The following is a 22,462-nucleotide window of genomic DNA, read 5'->3' as shown; positions in this document are numbered from 1 at the left end:
TGCTCTCCTCGGCGGCTCGGAAATGAGTCGGGCTCATTTCTGCGCCGCGTAGAGCGCAGGGAGGAAGAACTCGAAGTTCCCCACCTCCTCGACGTTGTGCTTCAGCCAGGCGCGCCCCTTCTCCTCGGGGAACCCCACGCGCAGCAGCGCTGCGTTCACTCCGCGCAGCGCGGGCGGCACCGGCGCTCCGATCGTCATCGAGTTCACGTAGCGCGTGCCTCCCGCGACGCGCTCGAACGCGTAGTCCATGCGCACCAGGCCTCGGATGCCGTGCAGGCGCGGCCGGTGCGCGAAGCCACCGACGTCGAGCCGCGTCACGTCGGTGAGCACGTCGACGCGCCACGCGGGGTTGCGCCCGAGCACCTCGTGGATGTGGAAGATCGAGCCCGGCCCCGCGCCACCCGGCGGGTTGCGCACGTACTCGTGCTCGACGTGATCGAGCGGGTGCCACACGCGGTAGCGCGGGTACGCGCGGCCCTCGATCTCCATCGCCCCGTGCATGTTGCGGAACCACCAGCGCAGCATCTCGGGCGTCACGCCGTGGAGCACGTCGTGCACGATCGAGAGGTGCATGCGGCCGTCGTCGAGATGGTCGAGGCGCGCCACCGGCGCGGACTCGAGCGGCTTCATCGTCCAGGGCACCACGATCGGGTCGGGAAGCGGTCGCGTCATGCCGATCACGATGCGCGCGCTCCCGAGCGCGCGCCCCGTCCGTCGCCGCCAATCGATCGACCTCGGTCGCCATCGATCGATCTCGGTCATCGCTCGCCGTGCGAAGCTGGCGTCCGTGCCCGCGACCGTCCTCGCTGCGCTGCCTGCGACCCTGCTCGCGACGCTCGCGCGCCTCGGGCGCGACGAGCGTGCGGTCCGCGCGCGCGCCGGCATCGACGCGAGCGCGCTGAGCGATCCCGACGCGCGCATCCCGTTCGCCGTGCACGCGCGCCTCTGGGAGGAGATCGCCGCGCTCGGCGGAGACGTGGGCCTCGAGCTCGGCGAGCGCCTCGGGACAGCGGCGCTCGGCGTGGTCGGCCACGCGATGTCGCGCGCCGAGACGGTCGGCGACGCGTGGTCCGTGCTCGAGCGCTTTCGTCGGCTCGTGCTCGAGGATGCGGTGCCGAGACTGCACGTGGAGCACGACGAAGCGCACGTCGTGCAGCCGCTGCCCGCGCGCTTCGCGCGGCTCCGTCATCCCGCGGAGTGCCAGGCCGCCGCGACGATCACCACGCTGCGCGCGCTCGTCGGCGCCCGCATCGACGCGCGTCGCGTCGCGTTCCAGCATCCCGCGCCCCCGTCGATCGCAGCGCACCTCGCGCTGTTCGGCACCCGCGACCTCGCGTTCGGCGCCGCGGTGAACGAGCTCGTGCTCGACGCGTCGATCCTCGCGCGGCCCAACGTGCGCGCCGACCCCGCGCTGCGCGACTACCTCGTGCGCCGCGCGGGCGCGCTCGAGGCGGAGCTCGGCGACGACGATCGGATCGCGGATCGCGTGCGCCGCGAGATCGCGGCCGCGCTCGCGAGCGGCGAGCCCTCGGCCGACGCTCTCGCGCGCACGCTGGGCACGTCGTCGCGCACGCTCCATCGCCGCCTCGCCGTGGAGGGCACCAGCGTCGCCGCGCTGCTCGACGAAACACGCCGGCAACGTGCGCTCGCGCTCGTCGAAGATCCGGCCCGGAGCGTCGGTGCGATCGCGTTCGCGCTCGGTTACCGAGACGCCACGACGTTCACGCGTGCGTTCCGCCGATGGACCGGGACCACACCCGGCGCGTGGCGTCGCGCGTGACGCGACGAGGTGCTCTGGTATCCTCGTCGCACATGCCGCGTCTCGACACGCTCAAGGTGCTCCTCGTCGACGATCACGACGACGGCCGCGAGATCCTCGCGCTCTACCTCGAGTACGAAGGGGCGTCGGTGGCGCAGGCGCGCACGGGCAGCGAGGCGCTCGAGCTCGCGGGCGGCGAGCGACCCGACGTCGTCGTCAGCAACGTGCACATGCCGGGGCTCGACGGCCTCGCGTTCCTGCGGGCGCTGCGCGACACGCCGACGCTCGCGGGCGTGCCCGCGTTCGCGCTCTCGGGTGACCTGCGCCTCGAGCGATCGGGGCGCATCGCGGACGCCGGGTACGTCGGCTTCTTCCCGAAGCCGATCGATCCCGAGATCGTCGTGCGCGAGCTCGCGCACCTGCTGTGACCGTCACGCGCCGCGACCGTCACACCGCATCGCGTGGCAGGCGGAAGCACACGGACGTCCCGCGCGTCGCATCCGAGTCGATGCGGAGCTCGGAGCCGTGCGCGCGCGCGATCTCGCGCGCGATCGAGAGACCGAGCCCGTGGGCCGACGCCTGGCCACGGAGCGCGCGTGCGAGCTCTTCCGCCGGGATCGGCGGGCCGGCGTTCCAGACCTCGACGTAGACCTCCGTCGGCTCGCCGCGCGCGGTGACCCGCACCGGTTGGCGCGCGTCGCCGTGGCGGAGCGCGTTCGAGAGCAGGTTTCCGATCGCCTGCGCGAGGCGCGCGCCGTCCCATTCGCCGCGCAGATCACCCTCGGTGCGCAGCTCGATCGCACGCCCCGGTGCCGACGCGCGGATCTCGTCGACGGCGCCGCCGAGGCACGGCGCGAGGTCCATCGGGCGCGCGACGATCGGGATCGTCATGCCGACCGCGACGCGCGCGTCGTCGAGCAGATCGCCGATCAGCTGCGCCATCGTCTGCGCCGAGCGCCGGATCCGCTCGGCGATCGCGCGCTCGGGCTTGCCCAGCACGCCGTGGGCGAGCAGCAGCTCGGCGCCGCTGCGCATCGCGTGGAGCGGGTTGCGCAGGTCGTGCGACACGATGCCGATGCGGCGATCGTGCGCGTCGCGATCTCCGTCGCGGGTGAGGCGCTCCATCTCCGTCGCCGCGGTCGCGATCGCCTCCGCGAGCACGTGCTCGACGATCGTGAGCGCGCGCAGCTCCGTGGTCTCGCCGCGCTCGATCAGGCGATCGAAGATCGCGAGCCGCAGGTGCGAGAGCTCGCGGAGCGCCTCGTCGACCGCGTAGCCGTGCGAGATGCGCGACTGTGCGTGCGCATGGGCGGCCTCGCGCAGCCACGTCTCGCGCATCAGCGCGTCGACGTCGTCGGTCGCGAGCTCGAGCGCGCGCAGGATGACGTCGAGCAGCACCGGCACGTCGTCGAGCCATGCGGCGGGAGGCATCGACTGGGCGCTCGGGATGCGCACGTCGTCGAGCACCCGCTCGCGCCAGCGCGCGATCAGCGCCTCGCGATCGTCGCGGACGATCGAGTCGATGCTGGGAGAACGGATTGCGGTGATGGGACCGGTGGACATCCGCACTGGACCTCCTGCCGCGCGGAAGCGCACCTCGGCGCTTCCACGCCGATCGCCCCGCTTGCCGTGCCCGGCGGTTTGGCGGTCGATCGGTGTGGCGTTTCGCTTCGAGCTTGGATCTGAGCACACGGCGCGCCAATGCCAACAGGCCGCATTCTGACGCCGAATCGTGGCATTTCGCCAGCGAGCGTGGCGTTCGGCTACGCTCCGCGGCCGTGCGACGACCCGACGATGCGTGCCCGTGTGGCAGCAACGCGACGTACGCGATGTGCTGCGCGCCGTTCCACGCGGGCGCCGAGCCTCCGGACGCCGAGCGCCTCATGCGCGCGCGCTACGCCGCGTTCGCCCTCGGCGAGCCTCGCTTCCTCTATCGGACGCTGCATCGCGACCACGAGGATCGTGCGCGCCCCGAGCGTGACTTCGTCGCGTCGCTCGAGAAGCACGTGAAGCGCGCGCGGTATCGCGGGCTGCGCATCCTCGATCGCGACGGGCCCGACGCGGACGGCATCGCGCGCGTGCTGTTCGCGGTCGACGTCGCGGTCGCCGGTCGCGACGCGTCGTTCGTCGAGCTCTCGAGCTTCGCGGTCGACGATGGCGGATGGCGCTACGTCGGTGGGCGCTCGATGCCGAAGCGCGCAGCCGGCGATCTCGACGCGCTCCGCATCGCGACGTTCAGCGTGGCGTCCCGTTGAGGCGCGTGATGGCGCGCCACGCGGCGGACGACGGATCTTCGTCGATCCCCACCGCCTCGGCGTGCTCCCCGAGCACGGGGTCCTCGGCGCTGACGAGGAACCCCGTGGCGGTCGCGCGCATCGCGATCCGGCGCGCGCCGTGCGCGACCAGCCAGCCGTGCACCAGTCCCCACTTGCTGAGCCGCTGCGAGACGGGGTGTCGTACGTCCACGAATTCCATCCTGGACGCGCGATCGGGCACGAGGTGTCGGGGCGCACCCCGACATCATTCGACGCGGAACGTCGCGGTCAGCCGCGCGTCCTCGGCGTGCGTGCCGACCCGCAGCTCGTACTCGATCGCCTCGACCTCCATGCGCGACGACGTCTCGTTCCAGTACGCGAGATCCTCCGCGCGCACCGCGAGCGTCACCGTCTCGCTCGTGCCGGGATCGAGCTGGACCTGCGCGAACGCGCGCAGATCGTAGGGCGCGCGCGTCACGCTCGAGCCTCGCGCACCGACGTACGCCTGCACGGTCTCGCGCGCTCGCACCGTGCCGGTGTTGGTCACGCGCACCGTCGCCGTGATCGTGCCGGTCGCGGTCGTGCGCTCGGACGAGAGCGCCAGCTCCGACAGCGTGAACGTCGAGTACGAGAGCCCGAAGCCGAACGGATAGCGCGCCGGCGTCTCGTTCGCGGCGAGGTGTCGATATCCGTGCAGATATCCGTAGTCCACCGTGTGAGAGACGTTGTCGAACTCCGGTAGATCGGACTCCTGCGCGGGAATCGAGAACGGCAGTCGCCCCGAGGGCGACACGTCGCCGAAGAGCACGTCGGCGATCGCGCGCCCGCCTTCGCTGCCGGGATAGAACGCGAGCACGAGCGCCTCGATGTCGCCGTCCCACTCGCCCGTGGTGATCGCCGAGCCGCCCTCGAGCACGACCACCACGCGATCGTGGAGCGCCGCGACCGCGCGGATCAGCGCGACCTCTTCGGCGCGCAGCGCGAGGCTCTCGCGATCGCCCGCCGCGATGTCGGCCTCGCCTTCGTCGTCGGAGTCGAGCCCGGTCACGATCACCACGACGTCCGCGGCCCGCACGGTGGCCTCGCCCGCGGCGTCGAGCGTGGTGCCCGGCACGTGCGTGACCGTCACGCCGTCGCGCTCTCCGAGCCCTTCGAGCGCGGTCACCACGCCCTGCGGGATCACGCTGCTCGAGCCGAGATCGCCGATGTTCTCCGCGTCTGCGTTGCGCCCCAGCAGCGCGATCGACGTCGCGCCCGGCGCGATCGGGAGCGCCCCGCCGTCGTTGCGCAGCAGCACGATCCCGCGCCGGGCGACCTCGCGCGCCAGCGCGAGGTGCTCCGCGCTCCCGCGCACCGATGGCTCGTCGACGGGCCGCTGCCGCTCGTCGAGCCCGAAGCAGAGCTGCGCGCGCAGCACGCGCCGGAGCGACGCGTCGAGCTCGCGCTCGTCCAGCGCGCCGCTCGTGATCGCCGCCGGGAGGCGCCGGAAATTCGGACCGAACGGCATCTCGACGTCGAGCCCGGCGCGCAGCGAGTCCACGTCACCGTGGGTGCCGAGCACCCAGTCGGACTCGACGAACCCCGCGAACTGCCACTCTCCGCGGAGGATGTCAGTCAGCAAGTGCGACTGTTGATCGCAATAGAGCCCGTTCACGCGGTTGTACGCGCTCATCACCGATCCGACGCGCCCGTCGATCACCACGCGCCGGAAGTGCGGCAGGTACACCTCGCGCAGCGTGCGCTCGTCGATCACCACGTCGACCTCGTGCCGCGTGTTCTCGATGCTGTTCGCCGCGAAATGCTTCGCGCTCGCGATCACGCCTTCTGCCTGCGCGCCCTGCACGAACGCCACCCCGAGCTCGCCCATGTGGTGCGAGTCCTCGCCGTACGTCTCCTGCGCGCGGCCCCAGCGCGGATGTCGCAGCACGTTGATCGTCGGCGCGAGCAGCACGTCGACGCCGATCGAGCGCACCTCGCGCGCGATCGCCGCGCCCACGTCGCGCTCGAGCGCGGGATCCCAGGTCGCGCCGCGCATCATCGCCACCGGGAACGCGGTCGCAGGCACGCGCGTGAAGCGGCTCAGGCCGCGCGGCCCGTCGAGCATGCGGAAGCCGGGCACGCCGACGCGCTCGTTGCCCGGCACGCGCCACGCGCGGTCGCTCGACGAGTATCCGCTCCCGTGCATCAGCGCGACCTTCTCGTCGACGGTGAGCGTCGAGAGGATCTCGGTGATGCGCGCCTCGATCGCGTCGTCGTCGGCGTCGCCGCAGTACGCGCGCGTCGCGTCGGTCGGCTCGAACGGCTCGGCGCGGTAGTCGCGGACCGCGTCGGTGCCCGCGTCGGCGGGCGCGTTGTCGCGTGGATCGCACGCGAGCAGCGAGAAGGCGATGACGAGCGGCGAGAAGCGAAGGAGCGCGGAACGCATGCGCGGACACGTATCACGGGCACGGTCTCGGGTGGTGCCCATCACCGGTGATGGCCGACCCATCACGGGTCGCGGGCTGCGTGCGTTCGCGCCCGCTCCACGCGGCGGGCACGCGCATCGAGACGCACGGGCGATCGGGCACACGGCATGCTGCGCCGCGTGTCGATGTCCGAACGATCTCGCCTGCGCGAGCTGATCGCGCGCTTCGAGGCCCTCGGCGCGCAGGTCCGACGCGAGGACGCGATGGCGCTGCTCGCGGGCGCGGAGCTGGAGTGGGACGACGTCGCGCCGTTCGTGTCGCCGGGCGAGCACGGGTACACGCGCCGCCGCATCGCGCGCACCGACGCGTTCGAGATGCTCGTGATGACGTGGCGCCCCGGGCAACGGAGCGCGCCTCACGACCACGCGGGATCGCTGTGCGCGCTGCGCGTGATGCGCGGCGGTGTGCACGAGACGCGGTACGCGCCGGCGCCCGACGGGCTCGTCGATCCGTGCGCGCGCGGCGAGCTCCGCGAGGGCGAGGTCGCGGTCGACACCACGACCGAGGTGCACGCGCTCTCGAACGACGCGAGCGACGGCTCGCTGCTGGTCACGCTGCACGTCTACGCACCTCCGCTGCCCGAGCTGCGGCGCTTCGCGGCGCGACCGAGCGAGGCACGCGCGCTGCCGATCTTCTCGCGCCGCCGCGCCGCGCGCGCACCGGTGGTCGCGCTGATCGGCGGCGGGTTCTCGGGCACGCTCGCGGCCGCGCACCTCGTGCGGCTCGCGAGCCAGTCGGACCGCGCGCTCCACGTCGTGATCGTCGATCGCCAGGCCGCGTTCGGCGAAGGCGCGGCGTATCGGACCGCCGACGGGCGACACCTCCTGAACGTCCCGGCGTCGAACATGAGCGCCTGGCCCGATCGCCGCGAGCACTTCCTCGCGTGGGCGCGACGCCGCGATCCCGCGGTCGCGCCCACCGACTTCCTGCCGCGCCGCCTCTACGGCGAGTACGTGCGCGACACGTTCTTCGAGGTCGCCGCGGAGTCCGCGCAGGACGTCACGGCGGAGATCGTGCGCGCCGAGGTGCACGACGTGCGTCGCGACGCCGACCGGTGGCGCCTCGAGCTCGACGGCGGCGCGCCGATCGACGCCGACGCGATCGTCGTCGCGACGGGGCATCGCCCGCCGGAGTGCCCGATCGGCGATCGCTGGTCGGGCTCGCGCTCGCGCTACATCGAAGATCCCTGGGCCTCGCTCGCGCTCTCCGCGATCGCGCCCGACGAGCCGGTCGTGCTGCTCGGCACCGGCCTCACCGCGATCGACGTGCTCCTCACGATCACGCGCTCGCTGCGCGAGGCTCCGGTCGTCGCGATCTCGCGCCGCGGGCTCGCGCCGGCGTCGCACGCGAGCGTGCCGGTGCGCGCGATCGATCCGAGCGAGTGGCTCGATCCGCTGATCGACCGTGGCCCGACCGCGCGCACGCTGGTGCGCGAGCTGCGCGCGGCGATCGCGCGCGCCGACGACTGGCGCGCGGTGATCGACGGGCTGCGGCCGCACACCGCGCGCACCTGGCGTGCGCTCCCGGAGCGCGAGGCCGCGCGCCTGCTGCGTCACGCGCGCGCGTACTGGGAGGTGCGCCGGCACCGCGTCGCGCCGCCCGTCGCCGCGATCCTCCACGAGCTCGAGTCGCGCGGCGTGTTCCGCACGCTCGCGGGGCGCGTGCTCGCGGCGCGCGCCGACGACGAGGGCGTCACGCTCGACGTGCGTGCGCGCGGCGCGGTCGATCCGCACTCGCTGCGCACCGCGTGGATCGTCAACTGCACCGGCCCAGGCTCGGGCGCGCGTCTCGCCGGCGCGCCCGGCCTCGGCGCGCTGATCCGCGCGGAGCACCTCGAGCTCGACGGGCTCGGCCTCGGCGTTCGCACCGACGAGCACGGCCGCGCGCGCGAGGGCGATCGGGCGCGCGGCGATCTCGTCGTGATCGGCACGCTGCGCAAGCCGGATCTCTGGGAGTCGACCGCGGTGCCGGAGCTGCGCGAGCAGGCGCGCGACGCCGCGCGCGTGCTGCTCGAGCATCTCGCTCACGCACGCGCGTGACGGTGTCCCTCGAGGTGGCGGCGCGCGCGCTCCTTCTCGAGATCGACGACCACGTGCGCGGCGTCCCCGTGCTCGTCGACACCGGTCGCGCGCGCGCGCGCCCACTGGCTCGCGGCGTAGGTCGCGCGCCGCAGCGACTGCACGAACCCCGCGGGACGGATCCCGCGCCCTGCGCGGAACGGATCGAAGCGCAGCATCTCGTCCTCGATCGTCACGCGCTCGAGCAGCACCACGTCGGCGACCGGATGCCAATGACGGTGGCGCCCCAGATCGATCAGCCGCCGATACGGCCGCGCCTCGAGCACGAACCGCGCATGGCCGCGCGCGATCGCGATCGCCAGCTTCTCCTCGCGCGTCGCGCCCTCGTCGATCGCGCCGTCCGGCACGAGGCGCCACTCGACCGTGCCCGCGCCGTGCACCTCGAACGGCGAGACCGCGAAGTACTCGTTCGCGAAGAAGTCGTGCACGCGCGTCGTGAGCGGCGCGAAGGGCATCGTCCACGGCCGACGGATCGTCGCGAACAGGAGATCCTGATCCCCGGGGCCCGGCCGCGGGCTGATCCGCTCGCTGCGCGTGAAGCGGATCGCGATGCCGAGCACGTCCTTGATCTCACCGTGCTTCCACCACGCGCTCGAGAGCCGCACCAGCGCCGGCCCACGGAGCCGCTCCGCGATCGTGTCCCACGGCGCGAGGCGAGCGCGCGGCCGCACGTCGGCGCGTAGCGCGATGCCACGCGGATGGAACATCCGCGCACGGCGCACCGCACTGATCGTGGCAGTGAGCGGCGCCAGGACGAGACCGCCCGCGCGCCCGAGGACATCGCCGACTCGAGTGGGCATGTGCCCGCACGTAGTCCCCGCGCGCCGCTCCGATCAGCGAACGTCCTCGATCACCCACTCGCGCACCGCGCCCCGCTGCGTCAGCTCGAAGTCGTCGCCCGCGGAGCGCCCGCAGAGCGCGCGGCCGACCGGCGAGACCGGCGTGATCACGGTGACGCGCGTGCCGCCGACGTCGAGCTCGGTGCCGCCGCCCCACGGCACGACGTAGAGCACGCGCTCGTCCTCGCCGTCGATCGACACGCGCACCAGCGCGCCCGCCGCGATCGCCTCGTCGTCGCGGAAGGCGCGCACCGGTGTCGCGTCGAGGCGCGCGATCTCCTCCGCGATCTCCTCCGCGCGCATCGCCTGTCCGCGCGCGATGTAGCTCTGCTCGGTCGCCCGCATGTCCTTGTCGCCCTCGGAGCGATTCTCCTCGTGCGTCGCGCCCTCGGCCGCGTCCTTCGCGGCGTGCGCGAGCATCGCGAGCGTGCTCGCGAGCGCCGCTCGCAGTGCCTCTCTCACCGCGCTCTTGTCGGGAAGCTTCGTCATCACCGGAGCGCGAGGATGGCACGCGAGCGACGCTCGCGCGCATCAGGCGGCGATGCGCTCGTAGAGCGCGCGCGGATCGAGCTGCGCGGGCAGCCACGACACCCCGCCGTCGTTCACCTCGATCACCGTCCATCCGCCGTCGCTCGTGCGCGCGACGTCGATCGTGAAGAACGGCGAGTCGACGCGCTTCGCGAGCGCGCGCAGCGGGCCGACGTCGAGCGGCACGACCTCGACGTCGTGATAGGGCGCGTGCGCGATCAGCGCGCCCTCGAAGAAGAAGAGCCGGTGCTCGTCGCTCACCGCGCGCTCGGGCATCCGATATCCGAGCTCGCGCAGCCGCACGAAGCGTCGCACCACGATGCCGCGCTCGAAGCGATCGCCACGCGCCTCGATCATCGCGCTGCACACCGCGTCGAAGCGCGCGCGCTCCGCGCCCTCGGGCACGAAGCACGCGTCCAGCCACTGCTCCTTCACCGACTTCACGTGGTCCTTCACGATCCACGGCCCGTCGCCGAGCGCGCGCGCCGCGTCCCACGCCTCGTCGAGATCCGCGCCCTCGATCCACCGCGACGCCGGCGTGACGTCCTCGAGCTCCGGATACCACTCGGGCAGATACGTCGCGCGCGCATAGGAGCGCGCGTCGGTGATCAGCCGCCCGCGCCGCGCGTCGACGCCCTCCTCGAGCGACTCGTACTCGTCCTCCTTCAACATCCACGATCGCAGGAGCCAGTCGCGCCCGCGCGGCAGCCGCGCGCAGGCGCGCTCCGCGTCACCGTCGACGACGAGATCGAGATCGATCTCGTGGGCCTCGATCCCGAGCTCTTCCGCCGCGAGCGCCTCGGCCTCGAAGTCGTCTTCGATCTCCTGCTCGGCGCGCGGACGGGCGAACAAGATCGCGAGTCTCGACATGACACCTCCTCGGTCGAAAAGGGCCGGTGAAGGTGGCCAATCGCGGGGAAAGATCGAGGCTTGTTCTTTCCGCGGCGATCGACGACAAACAGGCCGCAGCCCGACGGGGTGCGCGCTCCCCATCGGCGGAAGAGGGAGCCCGGCGCGCTCCACGATCTCGCTGCCGCCACGCGCAGCCCGCGATCTCCGCGGGCGGTCGCGGCACGTGGTTCGCAACCCGCCCCATCACACGCGCTGTCACGTCGCGCCCCGGTCGTGCCTCCGATGCACGGGGGCGGCGCCCGGCTCGGCGTGCGCTCCAAGCTGTCCAGGTCTTGTCCATGTTTTTCCGTGACCCAAGGTGTCTATCATGCCGAATTGCGACATCTCCTCGCTCGACATCGAGCTCGAGTCGTCCTCCGGCGGGCGCCGCCGCCTCTCGGAGCACCGCGGGCGCGTCGTCGTGGTCTTCTGGGAGGACCGCGATCACCTGGGTGACAACCGCGCGCTCAAGGACGCGCTCAGCGCGATCGCGCAGGATCGCGAGCTCGGCCGCGAGCTCTCGATCGTCGCGATCGGCGACGTCAACGCGTTCGACTTCGCGCCTGCGCGCAACGTCGTGCGCGCCGCGATCGCCGCGATCGCCCGCACCATCGGCGTGGAGATCCTCTTCGACTGGCAGGGCGCGATGACCGCGGCGCCGTTCTCGTTCGTGCGCGGCGAGAGCAACGTGCTCGTGATCGATCGCGAAGGACGCGCGCTGCTGCGCTGCACCGGCGCGCTCGATCCGTCGCAGCAGCGCCGCGTGCTCGACCGCGTCCGCGGCGCGATCGGTCCGCGCACCCGCGTCGCGGCCTGACTTGCGGGCGCCGCATCGTGCGTGCACATCGCGCGCATGGCCGATCGTGACGACGCGCTCCCCTCGTACGTCGTGCACCGCGACGACGTGCCGGAGGTCGAGGGCACGTATCCCGCGCCCTTCGACGCGGAGAAGCTCTCGCTCTATCGCGACCTCGGACGCGCTGCGGGCTCGACGCGCGTGGGCTTCTCGGTCGAGCGCCTGCTCCCGGGACGGCGCACCAGCTTCACCCACGCCCACCTGCGCGAAGAAGAGCTGATCTACGTCGTCTCCGGCACCTGCCACGTGCGCGTGATCGAGCCCGGCCGCGAGGCCCGCGAGATCACGCTGCGCGAGGGCCACTTCGTCGCGTTCCCGCCCGGCACCGGCATCGCGCACACCTTCGTGAACCGCGGCGACACGGAGTGCACGCTCGTGATCGTCGGCGAGCGCAACCCCGAAGAACGCGCGTTCTACGCCGAAGATCTTGAGTACGACGCACACTTCGCGCGCACGCGCCCCGAGTGTCACTGGACGCGCTGATCGCGAGATCCCGCTTGCAATCCCGCCGATCCGTGCGACCTAGGCGCGTGCAGTTTCGTGACCTGGGCCTCTCGGCCCCCCTCCTCCGCGCGATCGAACAGACCGGCTACGAGACGCCGACTCCGATCCAGCGCGAGGCCATTCCTCCCGCCATCGCCGGCCGCGACGTCCTCGGATGCGCGCAGACCGGCACCGGCAAGACCGCAGCGTTCGCGCTGCCCCTCCTGCAGCGCCTCGACGCGAGCGCGGGCGACGAGCCCAAGCTCCGTGCCCTCGTCCTCACGCCCACGCGCGAGCTCGCGATCCAGATCGGCGACTCGTTCACGACGTACGGCAAGGGCCTCGACCTCTGGCACACCGTGATCTTCGGTGGCGTCAACGAGAAGCCGCAGATCGCCGAGCTCCGCGACGGAGTCGACGCGCTGATCGCCACGCCGGGCCGCCTGCTCGACCTGATGAACCAGGGCCACGTGAAGCTCGCCGACGTCGAGATCTTCGTGCTCGACGAGGCCGATCGCATGCTCGACATGGGCTTCCTGCCCGACGTGAAGCGCGTGATCGCGAAGCTCCCGCGCGAGCGCCAGACGCTCTTCTTCTCGGCGACGATGCCGCCCGACATCCGCGCGCTTGCAGACTCGCTGCTGCGTGATCCGGTGAGCGTCGCGGTGACGCCGGTCTCGTCGACCGCGGAGCGCATCGATCAGCACGTGTACTTCGTCGACAAGGGCAACAAGCCGCGCCTGCTCGTCGACCTGCTGAAGAAGGATCCGGCGATCGAGCACACGCTCGTCTTCACGCGCACGAAGCACGGCGCCAACAAGGTCGTGCAGCAGCTCGAGAAGGCGGGGCTCAAGGCCGCCGCGATCCACGGCAACAAGTCGCAGAACGCGCGAGAGCGCGCGATGACCGGCTTCCGCACCGGCGAGCTGCGCTTGCTGGTCGCGACCGACATCGCGGCGCGCGGCATCGACGTCGAGGGGATCACCCACGTGATCAACTACGACCTGCCGAACATCCCCGAGACGTACGTGCACCGCATCGGTCGCACCGGGCGCGCGGGCGCGGCGGGCATCGCGATCTCGTTCTGCGAGAGCGAGGAGCGCCCGTACCTCGTCGACATCGAGCGGCTGATCGGCAAGCACGTGCCGCGCGTCGAGCAGCACGCGTACCCGCCGAGCGAGCCGCTGCCGCCGATGACCGATCTCGCGCGTCGCGGCGGGGGCGGTGCGGGCCCGCGCCCCGCCCAGCGTCCGAGCGGCGGTGGCGGCGGTGGACGGCCGCAGCACGCGCGCGGAGGCGGACCTTCGCGCGGACCGGGCGGCGGCGGGCGCGGTCCGATCGTCGAGCGTGTGTCGCGCGGCAAGAGCGAAGGCCCGATCGTCGAGCGCAAGCCGGCGGGCGAGCGGAGCGCTGCCGCGGAGGGTGGCTCGGCGGCGCAGCCGGGTGACGGCGGGCGGCGTCGCAAGCGTCGCCGTGGCGGTCGCGGGCGCCGGCCCGGTGGGCCGCGGCCCGAGGCGCAGGGCGCTCCGACGCGCTGAGCCCACCCAGTTTCAACGACCCGCGAACGGGCGCAGACCTCGTCTGCGCCCGTTTTCGTTGGTGAATCGGGCGGGTCGTCGCGGCTCTGCGATTGACAATCGTTCTCAACTAGCGCAGCTTCCGACCCGTCCGAGGGAAGGAGGCCGCCTTGTCCGATCCGCGTACGCCCGATCGCTCCGCTCCCCGCCCCGACTCGGCCCGCCCCGACTCGGCGCGTCGGTGCGCCCGCGCGCTGATCGAGCTCGCCGACGAGGCCCAGTCGCTCGGCATGCGGCACGCCGCACGCGCGCTCGCGACGGCTGCGCTCGCACGGGTCGCCGCCGCGCCGCGCACGAGCGCGGACGACGTCGCGTTCGCCGCGCTGCTCACCCACGCCCGTCGCGCTCACGACGTCGAGGGCGACGACACCTTCGCCGACGCCGCGGAGTGAGCCCATGCGCACCGAGCTCCTGCCCTCGTTCCCCGCGTTCGCCGAGCACCCGTGCTCGATGCCGCTCGTCGAGCACCTCGCGCGCGCGCGCCTCGTCGAGGCCAACCGCGCGAAGCGCGCGCTGTCGGGCCTGCTCGAGGTCGTCGACGCGCGCCGTCCGGTCGCCGCGGCGCGCGCCGCGGTGCGCGCGTTCGCGCTCGCCGCGCATCGTCTCGCCTCGCTGGAGCGCGCAGCGGGCTCGCACGCCGCGGCGGAGCGCGCGCTCTCCGATGCGCTCACGCGCCTGCTCGGCCTCGCCGTCGATCGCCGCGCCGAGCCCGAGCTGCGTGTCGCCGCCGCGCACGCGGCCGAGTCGTGCGCCGACGACCTCGCGACGCTCTACGACGACCACGAGCTCGCCGAGCACGCGGGCTACGCGCGCCGCGCGATCGTCATGGCGCAGCGCGCCGCGCGCAACGCGATGAGCTGAGCGCGGGTCACTCGGCGCCGGTCTCGACCGCGCTCGCGCTCGGCGAGCTCGGCGCGCAGACCCGCAGCACGCCGGCGCCCGCGACCGCGATCGCCAGCAGGAACACGACTCGGACGACGAACGAAGACTGCGCGTCGGGCACCACCAGCTCCTCTCCGCGACCGGCGCGTGATGGGATCTGGGGCCCGGACGCCGTCCGTCCACGGCGGAGAAACGCGGAGCACCCATCGGAATTACCGATGCGTCGCGGGAGGTGTTCGCGCTTGTCTCCACCGCTCGTGCGCCCTATCTGCGCACGAGCGCCCGACGCATGCCTCACGAGCTCCCTCTCGTCTTCACGATCACCGGTGGCCTCGTCGCCGCGCTCTTCGCGGGCCTCGGTGCGCAGCGCCTCGGGATCTCGCCGATCGTCGGCTATCTCCTCGCCGGTGTCGCGATCGGCCCGTTCACGCCGGGCTTCGTCGCGGACAGCCACATCGCCGAGCAGCTCGCGGAGCTCGGCGTCGTGCTCCTGATGTTCGGCGTCGGGCTGCACTTCCACGCGCGCGATCTGCTCGCCGTGCGCGCCGTCGCGATCCCCGGCGCGGCGGTGCAGATCGCGGTGGCGACGGCGCTCGGCGTGGTGGTCGCGGTCGCGTTCGGGTGGAGCATCGCCGCGGGACTGGTGTTCGGGGTGGCGATCTCCGTCGCGAGCACCGTCGTGCTCACGCGCGTGCTCTCGGACAACGACGCGCTCCACACCCCGGCGGGGCACGTCGCGGTCGGGTGGCTGATCGTCGAGGATCTGTTCACCGTCGTCGTGCTCGTGCTGATGCCGGTGCTCGGCTCGGGCGAGGCACAGAGCGTCGGGGGTGTCCTGTGGGCGCTCGTCGTGGCGGTCGTGAAGCTCGCGGCGCTCGTCGTGTTCACGATCGTCGTCGGACGGCGCGCGCTGCCGTGGTTCCTCGGTCGCGTCGCGCGCACTCGCTCGCGCGAGCTCTTCACGCTCACGGTGCTCGCGATCGCGCTCGGGATCGCGGTCGGCTCGATGGTGCTCTTCGGCGCGTCGATGGCGCTCGGCGCGTTCCTCGCCGGGATGGTCGTCGGGCAGTCGGAGTTCAGCACCAGCGCGGCATCGGAGGCGCTGCCGATGCGCGACGCGTTCGCGGTGCTCTTCTTCGTCTCGGTCGGGATGCTGCTCGACCCGGGCGAGCTCGCGATGAACGCGCTGCCGATCCTCGCCACGCTCGCGATCGTGCTGATCGCCAAGCCGGTCGCTGCGTTCGTCGTGGTGCGCGCGCTGCGCAGGCCGCGGCGCACCGCGCTGACGGTCGGGCTCGCGCTCGCGCAGATCGGCGAGTTCTCGTTCATCGTGGCGGTGCTCGGCGGCGAGCTCGGTCTGCTACCGCCCAACGCGATGCAGGTGCTGGTCGCGACCTCGATCCTCACCATCGCGCTGAATCCGCTGATCTTCCGGGTACTTCCGTGGCTCGCCGCGCGCTGGCCCGACACCGACGCCGCCCCCGGTGGGCCCCCGCCCGAGCCGGCGGAGCACCCGGTGATCGTCGTCGGCTACGGCCCGGTCGGAGAGACGCTCGTGCATCTGCTCCGCGAGAACGGCGTGGCGGCGACGGTGCTCGAGCTGAACGTCGAGACGGTGCGCGCGCTGCGCGAGCAGGGCGTGCGCGCGATCTACGGCGACGCGGCGCAGAAGGAAGTGCTGGAGCAGGCGGGCGTGCGGACGGCGCGCGCCCTGGTGTTCGCGGCGGTGGGCACGCCGGCGGACGCCGTGATCCGCGCGGCGCGCGATCTGAGCCCGGACCTCCGCGTGATCGCGCGCGCGCCGTACCTCTCGGAGGCGAGCGCGGCGCGCGCCGCGGGCGCCGACGTGGTGGTCACCGCGGAGGCCGAGGTCGCGCTGGCGATGGCGGAGGTCCTGCTCGATCGCCTCGGCGCGACGCGCGAGCAGCTCGATCGGACGCGCGATCGCGTCCGCGAGGAGCTCGCGCAGCGCATCTGATCAGGGCCCGCAGATCGCGCCGCTGCCCGCGGCCTCGCCGGTCGCGACGTCGTCGATCCACACGCGGTCCATGCCCGCGACGTCGCTGCCGTCCTTCGAGTAGCGCCACTCGATCAGGTGCTCGCCCGCGCTCAGCGCGACGCTGACGCGCGTCCACGCGGTCTCGCCCGACCACTCGCCGCGCGCGGTGCCGTCGACGAAGAGCTCGAGGACGTCGTAGTCGCGCTCGGTCGAGGTGCGCACCCAGAACGAGAGCTCGCCCGCGGCCCCGAGCGACACGAGGCGCGAGAGCGTCGACGCGCCGTCGTTCCCGATCGCCGCGCTGCGCGCCGCGAACGCGCCCGCGTGCACGCTGCTGCCGTCGACGACCCAGCCGGTCGTGCTCGAGGTCGTGAACGCGCTCGGCATCACGCCGCTCTCGAAGTCCGCGCTCGGCTGGAGGTGCTCGACGCGCACGTCGTCGATCCACACGCGATCGCTGCCCTGCGCGCCGCTCGAGTCCTTCGCGTAGCGCCACTCGACGACGTGCGTCCCCGCGGGGATCACGACCGCGGCCTGCATCCACGCGGTCTCGCCGGACCAGCCCCACTGGTCGACGCCGTCGACCGCGACCTCGAGCCAGTCGTAGCTGCGCTCGCTCGACGTCGAGAGGCGGAACGTGACGAGCGAGCGCTCGCGCACCGTGAAGCTCGCGCGCATCGACGAGGTCGCGCCGTTCCCCGTCGCTCCGCTGTGCGCGGCCATCGCGCCCGAGAGCACGCGCGAGCCGTCGATCACCCAGCCGCCCGCGCCGCCGACGGTCCATCCGCTCGGCAGCCCGGCCTCGAAGCCGTAGTGCAGCGCCGAGGGCGCCGCGCCGCACGTGCCCGCGGCGCACACGCCGCCGCCGCACGCCGTGCAGTCGCTCGCGACGACGGCGCCGCAAGTGCCGGCGCGGCACGTCTGGGTCACGCAGTCCGTCGCGTCGGGATCGCACGACGTGCCGTCCGCGACGGGCGTCGCGACGCACGCGCCGGTCGCGGCGTTGCACGTGCCGCGCGCGCAGAGCCCGTCCATCGACGTGCAGTCGAGCGCGGTGCCGGCGCAGGTGCCCGCGCTGCACGCGTCGCCGGTGGTGCAGCGATCGCCGTCGTCGCAGCCGGTCCCGCTCGCGCGCGGCTGGGCGCGGCACGCGCCGCTCAGCGGGTCGCAGACGCCGACCACGCACGGGCCGTCGAGGCCGGCGCAGTCGACGCTCGCGCAGCGATCGACCGTGCCGGCGTCGCTCGTCGAGGCGTCGGCGATGCTCGAGGACGCATCGAGATCCCCCGCGTCGTCGGGGTCGATTGTCGCGGCGTCGATCGGCGCGGGGGCCGCGTCGTCGCCCATTCCCGCGTCGTTCGCCGCGTCGATCGCGGGGCCGGCGTCGAGGGATTGAGCTGGGCGCGCGTCCCGTCCATCGGCGCCGCCGCGCGCACAGCCGCTCACCGTCAGCAACGACGAGACGACCGCGAAGAGGCCGAAAAACGACGAGCAGTGAGCGCTGAGAACGGACTTGTGAGGCACGGTCGGACAACGTCGCGCGCATGACGCGGCGTGTCAAACGCGATCGCTCACGCTGCGTGGGACACGCGACCGGCGGGCTTCGCGACCCCGAGGACCGGCGCGAGGGCGGCGAAGTCCTCGGCGCTCAGCACCCGCGCTGCGAGCGCCACGACGGCGTCGAACACCTGCGGAGGCGCGCCCGCGCGCATCGCCGCGAGCATGTATAGCCGCTCCGGCGCGCTCACCGCGGGCAGCATCCAGCGGTAGAACGCGAACGCCGTCTGGGGCGGGATCGACCGCACGAGCGCCTGGTGGACCGCGTCGATCCGCGCGTCGTCGAGCGCGGCCCACAGCGCGGGCATCGCGAGCTCCTCCTCGTCCGCCATGTGCAGCGCGAGCTCGCCCGCGAAGCGCGAGAGCGCGACGACGAACTCGTGCCCGAGATCGGCGGCGCGCGGGCCACCGCGCTCGGCCGCGACCAGCGTCGAGACCATCAGGCGCATGCGCTCGTGGTGCTCCACGTGGGCCGCGTCGAGCTCGGCCGCGGTGACGGGCGCGTAGCTGCGCAGGAGCGGTCCGACGTGCTCGTCCTCGTGGTGCGCGTGCGACTCCAGCAGCGCGAAGATCTCGGTGGTCTCGTTGCGCAGCCGCGTGATGTTCCCCGCGTCGCCGAAGTCGGTGCGGCCGGCGCGCTCCACCAGCGAGGCCAGCATCGCGCGAACGCCCTTGTGGACCTCGCGGTAGAAGCTCGGGCGCTGGTGGGAAGTCGTCGTCGTCATGGCCTTCTCGGTCTCCTCGCCCGCGGTCTTCTTCGTGCGGGACGAGGGTGATTGGGCAGGCGACGACGGACCCGTTTCCTACGATCTCCCTAACCGACCTGAAGAGATCGCTCGCGCGTGCGGGGCGCGATGCGGCGCAAGAAGAGCCCGCTCACGAGCGCGACGGTCGCGCCCATCATCACGCCGGTGCCCGCGACGATCGCGATCATCACGTCGGGGCGGGTCGCGGCCGACGCCATCCCGCCGGCGACGTAGCTCCACGGGAGCGCGAGCGCCCACGCGCATGCGTTGCCTGCGATCCACCGCGCGGCGCCCGACGCGTGACGGCGGAGCGCGAGCCACTGGAACGCGCCGAACATGGCGCCGAGGACCGCGCCGAGCGCCGCCGAGACGAGCACCGTCGTCACGAGATCGGGATCCCACGCGGGCGCGTCGCCCGTGGTCGGCGCGCCGAGCAGCGAGACCAGCGTCGGCGGGAGCGAGCCGAGCAACCACCCGGTCGCGCCCGCGAGTGCCGTCGTCGCGATCCACGCGCGCGCCGGGAGCGAGCGATACGTCGTGCGCAGCGCGAGCCACTGCATCCCGCCGAGCACCGCGCCCTCGATCAGGCCCGCGATGACGCACGCGAGCACGAGCATCGCCGCGAGCGGCAGCGTGGTGGGGTCCGGGATCGCGATGAACGCGCTGGCGCCGAGCGCGCCGCCCACGCCGAACCCGAGCAGCTCGCCGAGCGTGCACGCGATCGTCCATCGCGCGAGCGGCACCGGTGTGAAGGACGCGTCGGTCATGCGCGACGCGGCTCAGCATCGCGCGTGCCGCGCAGCGTCTTCGCGATCTCGCGCGAAGCGCTGCGCAGCGTTTGCGCGCGGTGCGCAGCGTGTGCGTCAGCCGCGCGGTGCGGGCAGCGGGTTGCGCTCGGCGAACTGCTCCTGGTGCCAGTACGGGTAGGGACGCGGCACCGCGCTCGCGGCATCGAGCTTCGCCATCTGCGCGTCGGTCAGCGTCCACCCGAGCGCGCCGAGGTTCTGTCGCAGCTGTGCCTCGTCGCGCGCACCGATGACGATCGTGGACACCGTCGGGCGCTGCAGGAGCCACCGCAGCGCGATCTGCGGCACCGTCTTGCCGGTCTCGCGCGCGACCTCGTCGAGCCCGTCGACGACGCGGTAGAGGTGCTCCTCCGGGATCTGCGGTCCGCCTGCGCGCGACGCTTCGTTGCGCAGCCGGCTCACCTCGGGCAGCGGCTGATCGCGGCGGATCTTGCCGGTGAGGCGCGCCCAACCAAGCGGGCTCCACACGACGGTGCCGACCTGCTGATCGAGCGCGAGCGGCATGAGCTCCCACTCGAAGTCGCGCGCGACGAGCGAGTAGAACGCCTGGTGCGCGACGTAGCGCGCCTAGCCGTGGCGCTCGGCGAGCGCGAGCGACTTCATCAGGTGCCAGCCCGAGAAGTTCGAGCAGCCGACGTAGCGGATCTTCCCGGCGCGCACGAGATCGTCGAGCGTCGCGAGCGTCTCCTCGATCGGCGTGAGCGCGTCGAAGCCGTGGAGCTGGAAGAGGTCCACGTAGTCGGTGCCGAGGCGGCGCAGCGAGGCCTCGACGGTGCGCACGAGGTGATGGCGCGACGAGCCCACGTCGTTCGGGCCCGGGCCGTTGCGGAACGTCGCCTTCGTCGAGATCAGCACGCGATCGCGCCGGCCGCGGATCGCCTGGCCGAGGATCTCCTCGGACGCGCCGCCCGAGTACACGTCGGCGGTGTCGAACATCGTGAGGCCTGCGTCGAGGCACACGTCGACGAGACGCGTCGCCTCGGCCACGTCGCTCTGGCCGAAGCCGCGGAAGAACTCGTTCGTGCCGCCGAAGGTGCCGGTGCCGAGCGTCAGCACCGGTACGTTGAGCCCCGAGCCGCCGAGCCGTCTGTGCTCCATCCGATCCTCCTGTGGGCGCCGCTTGTGGAGCCGGGAGGAGGAGACCGCAACGGCCGTATCCTCGCGCCGTGCACCACGACCTCCGGGCCGCGTTCGACCGCGACATCGCGCGCACCTGGCGCGACCACGTCGTGCAGGCGCTCTTCGCGGGCATCGTCGTCGCGATCACGATCGCGATCGATCACTGGCGCGCGTGGGCGCTCGGATCGCTCGTGGTGCTGCTCGTCGGGCTCGCCGCGTTCCTCGTCGTGCTGCGGCGTCGCGCGCTGCGCCGGCTGCGCGAGGTCGCGCTCGCGCCCGGCGCGATCGTCGCGGTGGACCACGCGCGCGGCGTGCTCTCGATGTGGATGCGCTCGGGCGAGCTCGTCGAGCTGCGCGCCGCGCCCGTCGAGATCGCGGGCGCGCACCGCGTGCGATCGAGCGAAGAGCGCGAGCGCCTCGCCCAGTTCGTCGAGGCGAGCGGGCTCGTCGCCGAGATCGAGCGCGAGCTCGCCGCACCCACGCTCGTCGGAGAGCTCGCGCGCGAGCCCTTCCGCGCGTGGGCCGAGTCGTGGCGCGCGGGCGCGCCGTTCGAGCACGACGCGGCGCGGGTCGCGCCGCTGCTGCGCGACTTCTTCGTGAAGGCGATCGCGGCGCGCGATCACGAGCGTGCCGTCGGCCAGCGCGGGATGGTCGAGGGTCGCGAGATCCGCGACGTTCCGTTCATCGGCGAGATCGCGACGCTGCAGGGGCGCTTGAACGCGCTCGATCAGAAGCGCACGACGGGCCCGTCGACCGCGGTGTGATCGCTCTCCTGCGAGCCGACCGTCGAGACGAGCCCGAGCACTGCGGCCGTCACCACCAGCACGCCGACCGACACGCCGACGACCCACACCAGCGTGTCGTCGCCGCTTCGTTCCTCGCGCGCCGCGATCTCGCCGGCGGTCGTGCCCGCGAAGTGCTCCGGGAGCGCGGTCGTGCCGCGCGTCGCGAGCACGATGCCGCGCGGTCCGAGCAGCTCGATCGCGAGATCGAGCGCGTCGATCGACTCGATCGGGATGTCGACCTCGTCGCCGTGGAGCACCTGCCAGCGCCCGTCGCGCGCGCTGCGCACGCTCACCCGGACGGCCTGCACGAGACCGCTCGGCGCGTGACGCGCGTGGACGCGCACGACCGCGCGCCCGGCGCCGCGCTGCACGTCGACGTCGACCGCGAGCGCGCCTCCCAGCGCCGCCCGCTCCTCGTCGAGCGCGCGCCGCAGCTCGAGCGTCGCGCTCGACGGGAGATCACGCGTCGGGTCGAGCGCGGCGAGCCTCCGCAGATCGATGCGCGCCGCGTCGTGCGCGCCGAGCGCGTCGCGGAGCTCGGCGCGCAGCGCGTGGAGCGCCACCAGCTCGCTGCGCGCGCGCACCTCCTCGGCCTCCGCGCGCTCGAGGCGCTCGATCGCCTCGCTCGCGCGACCCGCGCGCGCGATCGCGATCGCCTCGTGCTCCCACGCCTGCGCCGAAGCGCTCGACGCGTCGCACACGAGCGCCGTCACGACCACGAGCGACGCGGAGCCGAGCGCGCTCCACGCGGGAGCCGACCGCGATCCGTCGCGCCTCGTCGCGCGCGTCGTGCGCCCCGGATCGTGCGCGCTTTCGCCAGTGATCGAAGTGGCTTGT

Annotated in this window: 23 protein-coding genes and 1 pseudogene; 11 read left to right on the top strand and 13 right to left on the bottom strand. The window is 73.2% G+C overall.

Annotated elements, in window-relative coordinates:
• Positions 1-33 precede the first annotated feature (33 nt).
• Positions 34-672, bottom strand: coding sequence for a DAPG hydrolase family protein (locus DB32_RS44745; protein WP_075098134.1), 639 nt, complete (start codon positions 670-672; stop codon positions 34-36).
• A 115-nt stretch (positions 673-787) separates the two neighbouring features.
• On the opposite strand from DB32_RS44745, the gene DB32_RS39380 reads away from it, so the two are divergent.
• The gene (locus DB32_RS39380; protein WP_053237803.1) at positions 788-1,780 is read left to right on the top strand and encodes an AraC family transcriptional regulator; all 993 of its coding nucleotides are present in this window, start codon (positions 788-790) and stop codon (positions 1,778-1,780) included.
• Positions 1,781-1,812: 32 nt separating this feature from the next.
• Positions 1,813-2,187: a response regulator gene (locus DB32_RS39375; protein ID WP_053237802.1), complete on the top strand. Its 375-nt coding sequence runs from the start codon at positions 1,813-1,815 to the stop codon at positions 2,185-2,187.
• Between the two features lie 19 nt (positions 2,188-2,206).
• On the opposite strand, the gene DB32_RS39370 is transcribed toward DB32_RS39375, so the two are convergent.
• Positions 2,207-3,322 (bottom strand): sensor histidine kinase, encoded by a 1,116-nt coding sequence (locus DB32_RS39370; RefSeq protein WP_053237801.1) that lies wholly within the window; start codon positions 3,320-3,322, stop codon positions 2,207-2,209.
• A 215-nt stretch (positions 3,323-3,537) separates the two neighbouring features.
• On the opposite strand from DB32_RS39370, the gene DB32_RS47670 reads away from it, so the two are divergent.
• The gene (locus DB32_RS47670; protein WP_169791699.1) at positions 3,538-4,014 is read left to right on the top strand and encodes a YchJ family protein; all 477 of its coding nucleotides are present in this window, start codon (positions 3,538-3,540) and stop codon (positions 4,012-4,014) included.
• Here the strand turns inward: DB32_RS47670 and DB32_RS39360 are convergent.
• Both DB32_RS39360 and DB32_RS39355 read right to left on the bottom strand, forming a co-directional pair.
• On the bottom strand, positions 3,995-4,225 hold the full coding sequence (locus DB32_RS39360) for a hypothetical protein (protein ID WP_157070104.1): 231 nt from the start codon (positions 4,223-4,225) through the stop codon (positions 3,995-3,997). The genes DB32_RS47670 and DB32_RS39360 overlap by 20 nt on opposite strands.
• A 54-nt stretch (positions 4,226-4,279) precedes the next feature.
• Positions 4,280-6,439: a beta-glucosidase gene (locus tag DB32_RS39355; protein WP_053237799.1), complete on the bottom strand. Its 2,160-nt coding sequence runs from the start codon at positions 6,437-6,439 to the stop codon at positions 4,280-4,282.
• Positions 6,440-6,604: 165 nt separating this feature from the next.
• Here DB32_RS39355 and DB32_RS39350 point away from each other — a divergent pair, with 165 nt between their 5' ends.
• On the top strand, positions 6,605-8,518 hold the full coding sequence (locus tag DB32_RS39350; protein WP_169791698.1) for an FAD/NAD(P)-binding protein: 1,914 nt from the start codon (positions 6,605-6,607) through the stop codon (positions 8,516-8,518).
• On the opposite strand, the gene DB32_RS39345 is transcribed toward DB32_RS39350, so the two are convergent.
• From DB32_RS39345 to DB32_RS39335, 3 genes are read right to left on the bottom strand one after another with little or no spacing between them, the layout of a single operon-like run.
• On the bottom strand, positions 8,503-9,357 hold the full coding sequence (locus tag DB32_RS39345; RefSeq protein WP_157070101.1) for a hypothetical protein: 855 nt from the start codon (positions 9,355-9,357) through the stop codon (positions 8,503-8,505). The two genes, DB32_RS39350 and DB32_RS39345, sit on opposite strands and share 16 nt — an antisense overlap.
• A 33-nt stretch (positions 9,358-9,390) precedes the next feature.
• A complete protein-coding gene (locus DB32_RS39340) occupies positions 9,391-9,885 on the bottom strand; it encodes a GreA/GreB family elongation factor (protein WP_053237796.1) in 495 nt (164 codons plus the stop codon).
• Positions 9,886-9,927: 42 nt separating this feature from the next.
• Complete coding sequence (locus tag DB32_RS39335) at positions 9,928-10,794, bottom strand: ATP-grasp domain-containing protein (RefSeq protein ID WP_053237795.1); 867 nt, start codon at positions 10,792-10,794, stop codon at positions 9,928-9,930.
• A 349-nt stretch (positions 10,795-11,143) separates the two neighbouring features.
• Here DB32_RS39335 and DB32_RS39330 point away from each other — a divergent pair, with 349 nt between their 5' ends.
• From DB32_RS39330 to DB32_RS39310, 5 genes are all read left to right on the top strand, one after another.
• Positions 11,144-11,632, top strand: coding sequence for a hypothetical protein (locus tag DB32_RS39330; protein WP_053237794.1), 489 nt, complete (start codon positions 11,144-11,146; stop codon positions 11,630-11,632).
• 36 nt (positions 11,633-11,668) lie between these two features.
• Positions 11,669-12,154: a cupin domain-containing protein gene (locus tag DB32_RS39325; protein WP_157070096.1), complete on the top strand. Its 486-nt coding sequence runs from the start codon at positions 11,669-11,671 to the stop codon at positions 12,152-12,154.
• A gap of 47 nt (positions 12,155-12,201) precedes the next feature.
• On the top strand, positions 12,202-13,692 hold the full coding sequence (locus DB32_RS39320) for a DEAD/DEAH box helicase (protein ID WP_075097738.1): 1,491 nt from the start codon (positions 12,202-12,204) through the stop codon (positions 13,690-13,692).
• A gap of 149 nt (positions 13,693-13,841) precedes the next feature.
• Entirely contained in the window at positions 13,842-14,123 is a 282-nt protein-coding gene (locus tag DB32_RS39315) for a hypothetical protein (protein ID WP_053237792.1), read from the top strand.
• Positions 14,124-14,127: 4 nt separating this feature from the next.
• Positions 14,128-14,592: a hypothetical protein gene (locus tag DB32_RS39310; protein ID WP_053237791.1), complete on the top strand. Its 465-nt coding sequence runs from the start codon at positions 14,128-14,130 to the stop codon at positions 14,590-14,592.
• Between the two features lie 7 nt (positions 14,593-14,599).
• On the opposite strand, the gene DB32_RS50125 is transcribed toward DB32_RS39310, so the two are convergent.
• Positions 14,600-14,734: a hypothetical protein gene (locus DB32_RS50125; protein WP_275935518.1), complete on the bottom strand. Its 135-nt coding sequence runs from the start codon at positions 14,732-14,734 to the stop codon at positions 14,600-14,602.
• 168 nt (positions 14,735-14,902) lie between these two features.
• On the opposite strand from DB32_RS50125, the gene DB32_RS39305 reads away from it, so the two are divergent.
• On the top strand, positions 14,903-16,591 hold the full coding sequence (locus tag DB32_RS39305; protein WP_053237790.1) for a cation:proton antiporter: 1,689 nt from the start codon (positions 14,903-14,905) through the stop codon (positions 16,589-16,591).
• Here DB32_RS39305 and DB32_RS39300 read toward each other — a convergent pair whose 3' ends face one another.
• The 4 genes and pseudogenes from DB32_RS39300 to DB32_RS39285 form a co-directional block, all read right to left on the bottom strand.
• Complete coding sequence (locus tag DB32_RS39300; protein WP_053237789.1) at positions 16,592-17,959, bottom strand: hypothetical protein; 1,368 nt, start codon at positions 17,957-17,959, stop codon at positions 16,592-16,594. It abuts the gene before it with no gap.
• Between the two features lie 224 nt (positions 17,960-18,183).
• Positions 18,184-18,894: a hemerythrin domain-containing protein gene (locus DB32_RS39295; RefSeq protein ID WP_053237788.1), complete on the bottom strand. Its 711-nt coding sequence runs from the start codon at positions 18,892-18,894 to the stop codon at positions 18,184-18,186.
• Positions 18,895-18,983: 89 nt separating this feature from the next.
• A complete protein-coding gene (locus DB32_RS39290; protein WP_053237787.1) occupies positions 18,984-19,682 on the bottom strand; it encodes a hypothetical protein in 699 nt (232 codons plus the stop codon).
• 96 nt (positions 19,683-19,778) lie between these two features.
• Positions 19,779-20,819: pseudogene (locus DB32_RS39285) on the bottom strand (aldo/keto reductase).
• Positions 20,820-20,887: 68 nt separating this feature from the next.
• On the opposite strand from DB32_RS39285, the gene DB32_RS39280 reads away from it, so the two are divergent.
• Positions 20,888-21,604: a hypothetical protein gene (locus DB32_RS39280; protein WP_053237786.1), complete on the top strand. Its 717-nt coding sequence runs from the start codon at positions 20,888-20,890 to the stop codon at positions 21,602-21,604.
• On the opposite strand, the gene DB32_RS39275 is transcribed toward DB32_RS39280, so the two are convergent.
• A complete protein-coding gene (locus DB32_RS39275) occupies positions 21,568-22,338 on the bottom strand; it encodes a hypothetical protein (RefSeq protein WP_157070093.1) in 771 nt (256 codons plus the stop codon). The two genes, DB32_RS39280 and DB32_RS39275, sit on opposite strands and share 37 nt — an antisense overlap.
• Positions 22,339-22,462: the final 124 nt, after the last annotated feature.

Origin of the sequence: Sandaracinus amylolyticus (genome assembly GCF_000737325.1) — a bacterium.
GTDB lineage: Bacteria > Myxococcota_A > Polyangia > Polyangiales > Sandaracinaceae > Sandaracinus > Sandaracinus amylolyticus.
The sequence above is the reverse complement of the archived record's forward strand: the minus strand, read 5'-3'. Positions and strand labels throughout refer to the sequence as shown.

Excerpts from the sequence above, each read along its gene's own strand:
- DB32_RS44745 (WP_075098134.1), bottom strand. The coding sequence starts at position 672 with ATGACGCGACCGCTTCCCGACCCGATCGTGGTGCCCTGGACGATGAAG.
- DB32_RS39375 (WP_053237802.1), top strand. The coding sequence starts at position 1,813 with ATGCCGCGTCTCGACACGCTCAAGGTGCTCCTCGTCGACGATCACGAC.
- DB32_RS39370 (WP_053237801.1), bottom strand. The coding sequence starts at position 3,322 with ATGTCCACCGGTCCCATCACCGCAATCCGTTCTCCCAGCATCGACTCG.
- DB32_RS39355 (WP_053237799.1), bottom strand. The coding sequence starts at position 6,439 with ATGCGTTCCGCGCTCCTTCGCTTCTCGCCGCTCGTCATCGCCTTCTCG.
- DB32_RS39350 (WP_169791698.1), top strand. The coding sequence starts at position 6,605 with ATGTCCGAACGATCTCGCCTGCGCGAGCTGATCGCGCGCTTCGAGGCC.
- DB32_RS39345 (WP_157070101.1), bottom strand. The coding sequence starts at position 9,357 with ATGCCCACTCGAGTCGGCGATGTCCTCGGGCGCGCGGGCGGTCTCGTC.
- DB32_RS39340 (WP_053237796.1), bottom strand. The coding sequence starts at position 9,885 with ATGACGAAGCTTCCCGACAAGAGCGCGGTGAGAGAGGCACTGCGAGCG.
- DB32_RS39335 (WP_053237795.1), bottom strand. The coding sequence starts at position 10,794 with ATGTCGAGACTCGCGATCTTGTTCGCCCGTCCGCGCGCCGAGCAGGAG.
- DB32_RS39330 (WP_053237794.1), top strand. The coding sequence starts at position 11,144 with ATGCCGAATTGCGACATCTCCTCGCTCGACATCGAGCTCGAGTCGTCC.
- DB32_RS39325 (WP_157070096.1), top strand. The coding sequence starts at position 11,669 with ATGGCCGATCGTGACGACGCGCTCCCCTCGTACGTCGTGCACCGCGAC.
- DB32_RS39310 (WP_053237791.1), top strand. The coding sequence starts at position 14,128 with ATGCGCACCGAGCTCCTGCCCTCGTTCCCCGCGTTCGCCGAGCACCCG.
- DB32_RS39305 (WP_053237790.1), top strand. The coding sequence starts at position 14,903 with ATGCCTCACGAGCTCCCTCTCGTCTTCACGATCACCGGTGGCCTCGTC.
- DB32_RS39300 (WP_053237789.1), bottom strand. The coding sequence starts at position 17,959 with ATGGGCGACGACGCGGCCCCCGCGCCGATCGACGCCGCGACAATCGAC.
- DB32_RS39295 (WP_053237788.1), bottom strand. The coding sequence starts at position 18,894 with ATGACGACGACGACTTCCCACCAGCGCCCGAGCTTCTACCGCGAGGTC.
- DB32_RS39290 (WP_053237787.1), bottom strand. The coding sequence starts at position 19,682 with ATGACCGACGCGTCCTTCACACCGGTGCCGCTCGCGCGATGGACGATC.